The organism is Rhodanobacter sp. UC4438_H5 (genome assembly GCF_052978405.1).
Genome location: NZ_CM129672.1, coordinates 830,677 through 842,063, shown reverse-complemented (window position 1 = coordinate 842,063; position 11,387 = coordinate 830,677). Strand labels below are relative to the sequence as shown.

Genomic DNA, 11,387 nt, shown 5'->3' with positions numbered 1-11,387 from the left:
GTCCTCAGACCGTCGTCGACAGCAGGCCGCGCTCGGTCGCCATGCGATAGAGGTCCAGTTCCGATCCGGCGCCGAGCTTGCCCATCAGGCTGGCACGGTGGATGTACACGGTTTTCTGGCCAATGCCGAGGTCGGCAGCGACCTGCTTGGGCGTGCGCCCCCCGGCCAGCAACAGGAACACTTCGCGCTCGCGGGCGGTCAGCCGGTTGACCGGATCGAGCGCGTCGTTGGGGCGCTCGGTGCGGCGCTGGCGCAGGTCCGAGCTGAGGAAGCACTCGCCCTGCATCACGGCGCGCAGGCCCGCCACCAGTTCCTCCGGCGCGACGCCCTTGGTGACGAACCCGCTGGCCCCGCGGCGCAACGCCTCGGAAACGTAAGCGTCGCCATCATGCATGCTCAACACGACCACGCGAGTGGCCGCATGCACGCTGAGCAGATGCTCGATCAACGGCAAACCGCTGCCGTCGGGCAAGGAAAGATCCAGCGCCACCAGGTCCGGGCGCCAGTGGCCGACCGCCTCTACCGCGTCGTCGCCGTTGCGGCATTCGGCAACCACTTCCAGGTCCGATTCCAGCTCGATCAGGCGCTTGAAGCCCTCTCGAACGATGGCGTGGTCGTCAACCAGAACGATGCTGTACATCTTCCTACTCTGACACAGGAAGGCGCGCCCGGGACAGCACGCCAGGCCAAGTACCCCGGCACGCCACCCCGCGCACGGCGCATGTACCATCGCCGGATGCGATTCAAGCCATCTCTCCTGCCCGATTCCGGGCCGCTCATCGGCGCAGGTTATCTGGTGCTGTGGCTGCTGCTCGGCGCCACGGCACAACCCTACTGGATGCTGCCCTACGGCCTGCGTTTCACCGCACTTCTGCTGGTACCGTTGCGCCACTGGGGCTGGTTGCTCGCCGCGGAACTGCTCGCCTGCGCCGGCGCCGCCTGGTGGCATGGATCACCGCTGCACATCAGCGGCGTGCTGGCAGACGTGCTGCCGGCATTCCTGGTGATGATGGCCTGCATGTGGCTGCTGCGCCGGCTGCACCTGCATCCCAGCCTGCACAGCCCGCAGGACGTGACCCGGCTGCTGCTTTCGGTGGTGCTGGTGGTCACGGTCACGACCGCCGCGGACGCCGCGCTGCTCGCATTCACCAACTGGTCGGAAACGCCAGAGTTGATGATCCGCGTCATCGCCGAGGAATTGCTCAGCCACTATCTGGCCATCCTGCTGGTGGCGCCGGTGTTGATCATGCTGCTGCACACGCGGCTGGAGCGTGCCTCGGTGATGCGCCTGCTGACGGACGTGCTGCTGGTGCTGGCACCATCCATGGCCATCCTGCTGGTGCTGTCCGAGCGCGCCGCGCCGCAGCCGCAGTTCGCGCGGGTGCTGTCGCTGGCGCCGGTGCTGTTTTTCGCCTTCCGCCATGGCTGGCGCGGCGCCAGCCTCGCCATGCTGATCACCAGTCTGGGCATGACCCTGGTGGACGTGCACCTGGGCCACACGCCCTCGACCGCCGCCGCCTACCTGTTCCTGGCCGTGGCAGGCACCGGCGCGCTGATGCTCGGTTCGGCCACCGACGCCCTGCGGCGCAGCAGCGAACGGGTGGCGGAGCAGAACGTCTACCTCGGGGCCGTCAATCGCCGCCTGGATCATCTGGCCCAACAACTGCGTGACGCCGCACGCGGCAACCTGCAGGCCGACGAGAACCAGCGGCGGCATCTTGCGGCCGAACTGCATGACGAACTGGGCCAGAACATCACCGCGATCCAGACCCACGTGAAACTGGCCCAGGCGCGTTTGCACGAGGTCGGGATGGACGACGTGAGCATCTCGATCAACACCATCCTCGCCCACATGCGCCGCGCTCTGCATCGCCTGCTGGACGACCTGCGCCCGGCGATCCTGGACGAGTTCGGCCTGCTGCGCGCGCTGGATGAAGGCCCGATCCGCGACCTGCTGACCAGTGCCGGCATGCGCTACCACGTGGAACTCCACGGCGACCCGCGATTGCTCGACGATGACACCCGCACGGCGATCTACCGGCTGGCTCAGGAAAGCGCCACCAACACCGTCAAGCACGCCTGCGCCAGTGAATTCCGCCTGCGGCTGCGCATCGGCGAACGCAACGGCATCGCCGTCGCCCTGCTCGATCTGCGTGATGACGGTACCGGCCTGCCCCATCGCCTCCCGCGCGGCGGGCGGGGCCTGCAGGGCATGCGCGACCGGGTGACCTCGCTGGGCGGACAGTTCCGCCTGCGCACCGACCACCCTGGCGTGCACCTGCGTATTTTGCTGCGAGGCAACAAAAGCGGCACCGAACGCAGTCGCCTGGACTAGGAATTTTTCCGATATGCGCAACGTGAAGACATCGTTAGGATGTCGTCATCGATGTGGGGGAACCGCCGTCGTGAGATGGCGGATCAGGGTCACCGTGGGGACGGTGATTCTGAGAAAACGGCAGGATGCCGTTTCGCCGCTGCCGGATGGATACGCGCGCGCACCGCGCGCCATCCGACCGGCAAGGCATCAACCGTAGGCGGACAGGAGTCCACCTGCGGTTTTTTTCGTGGCATGACGAATACGAACGAGGCGTCGGGCGCCCGGCTTCAATCCTTGCGGGCGCGCTGTTTCGGGCGCACGTAGAGCACCAGGCTGTGATCCTCGATCACGTAGCCGTGCTTGGCGGCGATCTCGTGCTGCAGGCGCTCGATCTCCTCGCTGATGAACTCGATCACCTTGCCGCTGTCCACGTCAATCATGTGGTCGTGGTGTTTGCCGCGATCGAGTTCGTAGACTGCCTGGCCGCCTTCGAAATTGTGCTTGACGATGATCCCCGCCGCCTCGAACTGGGTCAGCACCCGATACACGGTCGCCAACCCGATGTCCTCCTTCTGGGCCAGCAGGTGCTTGTACACGTCCTCGGCCGTCAAGTGGCGTTCGCTCTCGTCGTCGAACACCTGCAGGATGCGCATGCGCGGATGGGTCACCTTGAGACCGACCCGACGCAGCTCTCTGGTTTCCTGTTCCATAGCCTCTCTCCACGCACGGCGAGCCCGAGCCGGTAGTGTATCATCCGACACCTTCACGACCCTGGACGCAACACGCATGCAAAAGCTGATCATCCTGCCGGTTGTTGCGCTGCTGGCACTTGCCGTCGCCGGTTGCCACATCGCGTACACGCCGGACGTGCAGCAAGGCAATCTGCTGGACGAAAAGATGGTGGATCAGCTCAAACCGGGGATGACGAAGCACCAGGTCCTTCTGCTGCTCGGCACGCCATCGGTGCGCACGCCGTTCGACAACAGCCGCTGGGACTACGTGTCCACCCAGTCCCGCCGCGGCGGCAAGCCCAAGGTGCGCACGTTCAAGCTGACCTTCAACAACGACACCCTGGTGCACACCGAAGGCGACTTCTTCGCCCGCGACCCGCAGCAGCTGATCAGGGAAAGCCGCAAGTACAACTCGGGTTATCCGGCGAACGAAACCCAGGGCGACAAGAGCCAGTCACCGGATGACAAGAAGAACGACGGCGGCCTGGGCCAGGGGACCGACGGCAGCCATTGAGGCTGGCGCGCGGACGGCAAGGTTTCAGCGCGAACGCCGGCGCCGCGCCTCCATCGGGTCGAGTGTCAGCGGTCGGCAGATCTCGATGCGGTCACCGTCGCGCACGCGCTGCCCGGCAACGACCTTGTGTCCGAAGATGCCCAGCCGGGCCGGATCGATGGCACCTGCCGGCAGCGACGACGCGATGCCGCTGGCGGTGACCGCCTCGGCCACCGTGCAACCGTCGGCGACCTGCACGCGACGACGCACCACCACCGAATCGCCATCGGCAAACACCACCTCGATGCCGATCGACGGCTCAACCATGGAGGCGCTCCGCTTCGCGGCAGAAGTCATCCACCATGCGCCCGGCCAGCCCCTGGAAGCCGAGCCGCAAGGCGGCACCGCCGAGCCTGCCCGCGTAATCGAAATCAAGCGCAAAGGCGACCTTGCTGCCGGCATCACCCAGCGCGGTGAAGTCCCACACGCCATGCAGGCTGCGAAATGGTCCTTCGACCAGGTTCATCTCCAGGCGCCGCGGCGCGTCGAGCACGTTGCGCGTGGTGAAGCTCTGGCTGAACCCGGCAAACTTGAGATCCAGCCTGGCCACCACCACGTTGTCGCCGCGCTCCAGCACTTCGGCGTCCGCACACCAGGCGAAGCGCTTTGGGTATGCTTCCACCTCATTGACCAGTTCGAACATCTGCGCCGGCGAGTACTTCACCAACGCGCTGCGACGTATTTCGATCACGACAACCTCTCGGGCTTGTGCATTCATCCATGAATGCGAAGATCAAGTGAGCGCCCGCCCCGAGGCGCCATCTCGACAAATGCGTCGCCCCGATGGGGCGGCGGGCAATGCGGCCGCCCAGTGGCCCGAAGTTTAGCGGACATGGCCAAGAGCAAGGACAAGGACACCAAGGGCGGCGGCACCATCGCGCTGAACAAGCGCGCGCGCTTCGAATATCACATCGACCAGCGCTTCGAGGCCGGCGTTGCCCTGCAAGGCTGGGAGCTGAAGGCACTGCGTGCCGGCCGCATCAATTTCGGCGACAGTTATGCGGTGGTCCTCAGGAACGAGGTGTTCCTGGTCGGCTGCTCGATCCCGCCGCTGATCAGCGCGTCGACGCACGTCATCGCCGAGGATCGGCGCACCCGCAAGCTGCTGCTCCACCGCAAGGAGATCGACCAGCTGGTCGGTGCGGTCGAACGCAAGGGCCACACCCTGGTGCCCACGGCGATGTACTGGAAAGGCAACAAGGTCAAGGTCGAGATCGGCTTGGCCCGCGGCAAGCAGGAGCACGACAAGCGCGAGACCGAGAAGCAACGCGATTGGCAGATCGAGAAGCAGCGCACCATGCGCTCGCACAACCGCGCCTGATCAGCGAACCCCGCCTTGCGCCAGTGCGCGGCGGGGCGTACGGACCTCAGGCGAACGGGTCATCCAGCACGATGGTGTCTTCCCGGTCCGCACCGGTTGCGACCAGCGCCAGGCGGCAACCGGACAGTTCCTCGACGGCGCGCAGGTAGGCGCGGGCGGCGGGCGGCAGCTTGTTCCAGTCGCGGATACCGGCGGTGGATTCTTCCCAGCCGGGAAATTCCAGGTAGACGGGCTTGCACTCGTCCCAGCCGTCCGCATCCAGCGGCGCCAGCTCGCGGCGCTTGCCCCGGTATTCGTAGGCAATGCAGACCTTGATGGTGGACAGGCCGTCGAGCACGTCGAGCTTGGTGATCGCCAGGCCGTTGATGCCGTTGATCTGGGTGGCGCGCTTGAGCGCGACCAGGTCGATCCAGCCGCAGCGGCGCGGACGGCCCGTGCTGGCGCCGAACTCGTTGCCCTTCTTGCGCAGCAGCTCGCCCATCTCGTCATTGAGTTCGGTCGGGAACGGACCGCTGCCGACGCGGGTGGCGTAGGCCTTGCAGATGCCCAGCACGTAGTCGATGTCCTGCGTACCCACGCCGGTGCCGGCCAGCGCGCCGCCGACGGTGGTGTTGCTGGAGGTGACGTACGGGTAGGTGCCGTGGTCGATGTCCAGCAGCGCGCCCTGCGCGCCCTCGTACAGGATGTTGCCGCCGCCCTTGCGCACGTCGTGCAGGATGGTGGCGACGTCGTCGACCAGCGGGCGGATGTACTCGCCCCAGGCCAGCGCATCTTTCAGCACGGTGTCGTAATCGACCGGCTCGGCTTTCAGCCACTGGGTAAGGATGAAGTTGTGGTAGTCCACCGCGGTCTTGAGCAACGCGGGCAATTCGTGCGGGTACATCAAGTCGGCAACGCGGATCGAACGGCGGGCAACCTTGTCCTCGTAGGCCGGACCGATGCCACGGCCGGTGGTGCCGATGGCCTTGCCGCCGGCGGCGATTTCACGAGCTTTGTCGACGGCGATGTGGTACGGCATGATCAGCGGTGTCGCCGGGCTGATCTTGACGCGGGAGCGCACTTCGACGCCGTTGGCTTCCAATTCGCTGATCTCGTTGATCAGCGCCTCGGGCGACAGCACCACCCCGTTGCCGATCAGGCACAGCGCGTCTTCGCGCAGGATGCCCGAGGGAATCAGGTGCAGCACGGTCTTCTTGCCCTTGATCACCAGCGTGTGGCCGGCGTTGTGGCCGCCCTGGAAGCGCACCACCGCGCTGACCCGCTCGGTCAGCAGGTCGACGATCTTGCCCTTGCCCTCGTCGCCCCACTGCGCGCCCAGGATTACGACTGACTTGCCCATGTGAACTCTCGTTTCGTTAGTTTGCCGCCCCGCCACGGGGCTGCCTGGGTAAACGCCCGCTGCGCGGGTCGATGCGGCCTACTTCCGCGGTGCGGGGTCGTCGAAGTAATGCAGGAACGGCGAATCAGGCTTGAGGATGAGCACGCCGTTGCCGGTTTCCATCGACGCACGATAGGCCGCCAGGCTGCGATAGAACGCGTAGAACTCCGGGTCCTTGCTGTAGGCACGCGCATAGATCGCGGCGGCTTCGGCATCGCCCTCGCCTTTCACCTTGGCGGCATCCCGGTTGGCATCGGCTTCCAGCACCTGCGCCTGGCGATCCGCGTCGGCCTTGATCCGGGTCGCCGCTTCCTGGCCCGTGTAACGCAGTTCATTGGCCAGTTGCAGGCGCTCGGCACGCATCCGCTTGTACACCGATTCGCTGACCTCGTTGGGCAGGTCGATGCGCTTGATGCGCACGTCGACCACCGCAATGCCCAGGTTCTTGCGCGCCGAAAGATCGGTCTGAGCACGCACCCGCTCGGTGATGTCCTTGCGCCCGCCGGAGATCAGGTCGGGCAAGGTGCGTGCATTGAACTCGAACCGCAGCGCGTCCTTGACGATGGGGGTGAGCCGCTGCGCGGCCTGCAGCTGGTCGCCGCCGGTGGCGCGGTAATAGGCCGCGTTGTCGGCGATGCGCCACTTGACGTAAAAATCGACGTTGACGCTCTTCTTCTCGGAGGTGAAGTAGCGCTCGGGCGGCGCGTCGAGCGACAGGATGCGCTTGTCGAAATGAATCACCTGCTGCAGCACGGGCAGCTTGAAATGCAGGCCCGGCTGGTAGTCCGTGTGCACGATGCGACCGAATTGCAGGACCAATGCGCTGTGGCCTTCGCTCACCACGAACATGCTGCTCAAGCCGAGCAGGATCACCACGACGGCAACGAATGCGGCAACGATGCGGTTCATGGCTGTGCTCCCTTGTCGCTCGCACTGCTTGCCGTTGCGGGGGGCGGCACGATCGCGCCGACCTGGGTCGTCCCCGCCTGGGATGCGGCGCCCGGCGTCGAGGGCAGGTTGATGATGTTGCGACCGCTGGCGTCGTCGACGATCTTGGTGTTGTGTGCCATCACCTCTTCCATGGTCTCCAGCCACAACCGCTTGCGGGTCACTTCGGGCGCTGCCTTGTACTGCGCCAGCAACAGGTTGAAGCGATCGGTGTCGCCTTCGGCGCGGGCGACGCGCTCGGCCTTGTAGCCAGCCGCTTCCGCGGCGATGCGGGCCGCTTCGCCGCGCGCCACCGGCACGACCTTGCTGGAATAGGCCAGCGCGGCGTTCTCGATGCTCTGCTTGTCTTCGCGCGCGTTGTTGACGTCGTCGAAGGCGTCCTTCACCTCATCGGGTGGCGCCACGTTCTGGAAGCTCACCTCGGTGACGCGCAAGCCCGAATCGTAGACGTCCAGCGTCCGCTGCAACGCCTGCTGCGCCTGGGTGACCAGGTTGGCACCGGCCGCCGACAGGACCTGGTCCATGTCGCTGCCGCCGATCACGCCGCGCACGGCGGCTTCGGCGGCGGCACTGATGGTGCCGTCCGGATCGGTCAGCGAGAACAGGTACTTGCGCGAATCATCCACCTGGTACTGCACGGTGAAGTCGATCGTGATGATGTTCTCGTCGCGGGTCAGCATGGCCACCTTGTCGGTGACCGAGCGGATACGCGTGGCCTCGACCTTGGTGACCGATTCGATCGGCTGCGGAAACTTCAGGTGGAAGCCGGGCGGCAAGGTGCGCGAGTACTGGCCGAAGCGCAGCACCACGCCCTGCTGGCGCGCGCCGATGATCGTGTAGCTGCTGAACAGCAGGCCCACCACGATCAGCACCAGCACGCCGGTGAGGATGCCGCCGGAGCCCTGGCCGAACTTCCCGCCACGGTTCTTCAGCTTTGCCAGCAGGTCGTCCAGCGGCGACTTGCCGGAAGGACGCTTGCGGTTCCACGGATCGCTCTGCCCGTTCTTTCCGGGTTCATTCCACGCCACGAGTCAGTCTCCTTGAAGCCGTCGGGAGGCCGGCAACGACGGCCGGAACATGCCTTTCTTCCACCTCGCACACGGCGAGGTGACCACTGGACCATCGATGCCGCCATGGCCGACGCAAACGCTGCGTATTCTAGCAGAGGCAGCCGAAACCGTCCGGGCGCGGCCGATCAACCGGCCGCACTCAACAGTTCCCGCAACAGCACTGCCTCGGCGCCCTCACCACCGCTGAGCGGCGCTATCACGCTGCGCGGCGCGTCGATGCGCAGCTGCCAGCCGTGTTCGTCCACGTGCTCGGCACTGATCGCCCCGGCCGCCTTCAGGCGCGCATGCAGCCGCCCGGCGGACAAGGGCAGATGCAGCGGCGACTGCACGCGGTCGCCGCCAAGCAATTCGCCCAGCGCCTGGCGCAGCAGGTCGACGCCGGCGCCGGTGGCGGCCGACAGCCATACCCGCACCGGCTTGCCGGTTGCGTCGCGCTCGATCCGCGGCTCGGTACCGGCCAGGTCGATCTTGTTCATCACCTGCAACTGCGGGACGTCGCCGGCGTCGATGTCCTCCAGCACGGCATCGACCACCCGATGCAGGCGCACGCGCTCCTCGTCGGCAGCGTCACCGACGTGGAGAAGCAGGTCCGCGTCGCGGGCCTCGGCCAGGGTGGCGCGGAACGCGGCGACCAGGTCATGCGGCAGTTCGCGGATGAAGCCCACGGTGTCGGCGATCACCGCCGGGCCGCAGGCCAGGTCCTCGATCTTGCGCACCGTGGGGTCGAGCGTGGCGAACAACTGATCGGCGGCGTAGACCGAGCCGCGGGTCAAGGCGTTGAACAGGGTGGATTTGCCGGCGTTCGTGTAACCGACCAGCGCCACCCGCGGCACGGTGTTGCGCAAGCGCGAACGGCGTTGCTGACCACGCTGGGTCTGCACTTTTTCCAGCCGCTTGGTGAGCATCTTCACCCGCACCGCCAGCAAACGACGGTCGGTTTCGAGCTGGGTTTCGCCGGGACCGCGGTTGCCGATGGCACCACCGCGCTGGGCGTCCAGATGGGTCCAGCCGCGCACCAGTCGCGTGGCCAAGTGCTTCAACTGGGCCAGCTCCACTTCCAGCTTGCCTTCGTGGGACCGTGCGCGCTGGGCGAAGATGTCCAGGATCAGACCGGCACGGTCGACCACGCGCACGCCGAGGTGTTTCTCCAGATTGCGCTCCTGCACCGGAGTGAGCACGTGGTCGACCAGCACCAGGTCGGCTTCCAGCGCACGGGATGCCTCGGCGACTTCCTCGGCCTTGCCACTGCCGATGTAGTAACGCGGATTGACGTCGTCGACGCGCGCGGCGATGGTTGCCAACACCTCGGCACCGGCCGACTTGGCCAGTTCGGCGAATTCCTCCGCGCGGCGCACGGCATCGCCTTCGCCGCGCGAATGCGGAAGTACAAGGACGGCGCGGTCGCCTCTCTTTTGCCGGTCAAACACGGTGGGGCAGCATCCTGCGGGGACAGTCTCCCTTCATGTGGATCACCCCACGCGCAATCAAGTGCCCGCTTCGACGGTTGCCGAAGTATCGGCCTGGTGATCGTGGCCTTCGTGGCCATCGTGACCATTGCCGATGCGCACGTTGCGACTCGGAACCACGGTGGAAATGGCGTGCTTGTACACCATCTGGCTGACCTGGTTGCGCAGGAGCACCACGAACTGGTCGAACGACTCGACCGTGCCCTGCAACTTGATGCCGTTGACCAGGTAGATGGCCACCGGCACACGCTCGCGCCGCAACGCATTGAGAAACGGATCTTGCAACGATTGCCCCTTGGACATTTCTTGTTCTCCCCTTGCCACGACCAGACCGGAGAAAAGACGCCGCTGGCGCCCCGGCCCAACAAGATCGGATGTTAACTGCTTTCAAATGCTTGATGAAAGAAGATTTTTGCTCCACGACGGTGGACTGGGTCACGCTGGTGGCATGACCCCGGCCGGGCCGTCGACAAACAGGCCCACCGCCGCGCGCACCCGCTCGCCGAGATCGGGCCGATCCGGCTCGACGATCCGGATGCCGGTGTCGCTGCGCAGCCAGGTGATCTGGCGCTTGGCCAACTGGCGGGTGGCGTAGATGGCGCGGTCGCGGAACGTGGCCGCATCGGTCTGGCCATCGAGGTGTTCCCACGCCTGCCGGTAGCCGACCGCGCGGATCGCCGGCAGGTCGGCGTGCAGGTCGCCGCGCGCCCGCAGTGCGCGCACCTCGTCCAGAAAGCCCTCCGCCAGCATCGTGTCGAAACGCCGGGCGATGCGCTCGTGCAGCACGCGCCGGTCGGTCGGCAGCAGCGCCAGCTTGAGCACGCGCCACGGAAAGCGCGCCGCCGTCCCGCCGCGCTGCAATTCGGATAGCGGCCGGCCGGTCAGTTCGATCACTTCCAGCGCACGCTGCAGGCGCTGCACGTCGTTGCAGCCGATCCGGCCGGCGGCGGCCGGATCGAGGGCCGCCAACCGCGCATGCAAGGCCGGCCAGCCGAGCTGTTGCGCCTCGGCAGCCAGCCGCGCACGGGTGGCCGGGTCGGCTTCCGGCAGGTCGGACAGCCCCTGCTGCAACGCACGGAAGTACAGCCCGGTACCGCCGACCAGCAGCGGCACTCTGCCCTGCGCGCTGATCCGCTGCATCACCGGCAGCGCATCGGCGCGGAAATCCGCCGCCGAATACGGCTGGCCGGGATCGCGGATGTCGACCAGCGCATGCGGATGGCGCGCCAGCGTCGCCGGGTCGGGTTTTGCCGTGCCGATGTCCATGCCGCGGTAGACCAGCGCCGAATCGACACTGACCAGATCCAGCGGAAACCGCTCGCTCAGCGCGCATGCCAGCGCGGTCTTGCCGGAGGCGGTGGGGCCCATCAGGAAGATGGCCAGGGGGCGGGAATCAACGGGCATCGCGGCAGTTTAGACGAGAGCACCGCCCTGCCCGCACCGCCAGCGGCCTCGCGGCCGACGGCACTCACCCCACGAGGTGGAAAAGTGCGCAGACATGATGCCAAGGGTGTGCCGTCGCCACCATGAGCCATGACATCCGCCGCTTGCCCAGCCATACCCCCAAAATATATCATCCATATACGAAACATATATGGAACGT

13 protein-coding genes are annotated in these 11,387 nt (G+C 66.3%); 3 read left to right on the top strand and 10 right to left on the bottom strand.

Annotation, left to right across the window (positions count from 1 at the left end; genetic code table 11):
* Nucleotides 1-4: 4 nt before the first annotated feature.
* Nucleotides 5-640 (bottom strand): response regulator transcription factor, encoded by a 636-nt coding sequence (locus ACVCL9_RS03845; RefSeq protein WP_395118124.1) that lies wholly within the window; start codon nucleotides 638-640, stop codon nucleotides 5-7.
* Between the two features lie 96 nt (nucleotides 641-736).
* Between ACVCL9_RS03845 and ACVCL9_RS03840 the strand changes: the two genes are divergently transcribed.
* On the top strand, nucleotides 737-2,335 hold the full coding sequence (locus ACVCL9_RS03840; RefSeq protein WP_447099057.1) for an MASE1 domain-containing sensor histidine kinase: 1,599 nt from the start codon (nucleotides 737-739) through the stop codon (nucleotides 2,333-2,335).
* Between the two features lie 269 nt (nucleotides 2,336-2,604).
* Here the strand turns inward: ACVCL9_RS03840 and fur are convergent, their stop codons facing one another.
* Nucleotides 2,605-3,027 (bottom strand): ferric iron uptake transcriptional regulator, encoded by a 423-nt coding sequence (gene fur / locus ACVCL9_RS03835; protein WP_395118122.1) that lies wholly within the window; start codon nucleotides 3,025-3,027, stop codon nucleotides 2,605-2,607.
* A 76-nt stretch (nucleotides 3,028-3,103) separates the two neighbouring features.
* Here fur and ACVCL9_RS03830 point away from each other — a divergent pair, with 76 nt between their 5' ends.
* Entirely contained in the window at nucleotides 3,104-3,562 is a 459-nt protein-coding gene (locus ACVCL9_RS03830) for an outer membrane protein assembly factor BamE (RefSeq protein ID WP_447099058.1), read from the top strand.
* 24 nt (nucleotides 3,563-3,586) lie between these two features.
* Here ACVCL9_RS03830 and ACVCL9_RS03825 read toward each other — a convergent pair whose 3' ends face one another.
* On the bottom strand, nucleotides 3,587-3,868 hold the full coding sequence (locus ACVCL9_RS03825; RefSeq protein ID WP_395118118.1) for an RnfH family protein: 282 nt from the start codon (nucleotides 3,866-3,868) through the stop codon (nucleotides 3,587-3,589).
* The gene (locus tag ACVCL9_RS03820; protein ID WP_447099059.1) at nucleotides 3,861-4,292 is read right to left on the bottom strand and encodes a type II toxin-antitoxin system RatA family toxin; all 432 of its coding nucleotides are present in this window, start codon (nucleotides 4,290-4,292) and stop codon (nucleotides 3,861-3,863) included. Before ACVCL9_RS03820 ends, ACVCL9_RS03825 begins: the two co-directional genes overlap by 8 nt.
* Before the next feature lie 141 nt (nucleotides 4,293-4,433).
* On the opposite strand from ACVCL9_RS03820, the gene smpB reads away from it, so the two are divergent.
* A complete protein-coding gene (smpB, locus tag ACVCL9_RS03815; RefSeq protein WP_395118114.1) occupies nucleotides 4,434-4,922 on the top strand; it encodes an SsrA-binding protein SmpB in 489 nt (162 codons plus the stop codon).
* Between the two features lie 46 nt (nucleotides 4,923-4,968).
* Here the strand turns inward: smpB and ACVCL9_RS03810 are convergent, their stop codons facing one another.
* The 6 genes from ACVCL9_RS03810 to miaA all read right to left on the bottom strand — a co-directional run bounded on the left by ACVCL9_RS03810 (nucleotide 4,969) and on the right by miaA (nucleotide 11,188).
* Nucleotides 4,969-6,261 (bottom strand): adenylosuccinate synthase, encoded by a 1,293-nt coding sequence (locus ACVCL9_RS03810; RefSeq protein WP_447099060.1) that lies wholly within the window; start codon nucleotides 6,259-6,261, stop codon nucleotides 4,969-4,971.
* A 78-nt stretch (nucleotides 6,262-6,339) separates the two neighbouring features.
* A complete protein-coding gene (gene hflC / locus ACVCL9_RS03805) occupies nucleotides 6,340-7,209 on the bottom strand; it encodes a protease modulator HflC (RefSeq protein WP_395118109.1) in 870 nt (289 codons plus the stop codon).
* Entirely contained in the window at nucleotides 7,206-8,276 is a 1,071-nt protein-coding gene (hflK, locus tag ACVCL9_RS03800) for an FtsH protease activity modulator HflK (protein WP_395118107.1), read from the bottom strand. The genes hflC and hflK overlap by 4 nt, the downstream gene beginning before the upstream one ends.
* Before the next feature lie 167 nt (nucleotides 8,277-8,443).
* Nucleotides 8,444-9,745, bottom strand: a complete 1,302-nt coding sequence (gene hflX / locus ACVCL9_RS03795; RefSeq protein WP_447099061.1) for a ribosome rescue GTPase HflX — start codon at nucleotides 9,743-9,745, stop codon at nucleotides 8,444-8,446.
* A gap of 57 nt (nucleotides 9,746-9,802) precedes the next feature.
* Nucleotides 9,803-10,087 (bottom strand): RNA chaperone Hfq, encoded by a 285-nt coding sequence (gene hfq / locus ACVCL9_RS03790; RefSeq protein ID WP_395118103.1) that lies wholly within the window; start codon nucleotides 10,085-10,087, stop codon nucleotides 9,803-9,805.
* Between the two features lie 132 nt (nucleotides 10,088-10,219).
* Nucleotides 10,220-11,188, bottom strand: coding sequence for a tRNA (adenosine(37)-N6)-dimethylallyltransferase MiaA (gene miaA / locus ACVCL9_RS03785; RefSeq protein WP_447099062.1), 969 nt, complete (start codon nucleotides 11,186-11,188; stop codon nucleotides 10,220-10,222).
* Nucleotides 11,189-11,387 lie beyond the last annotated feature (199 nt).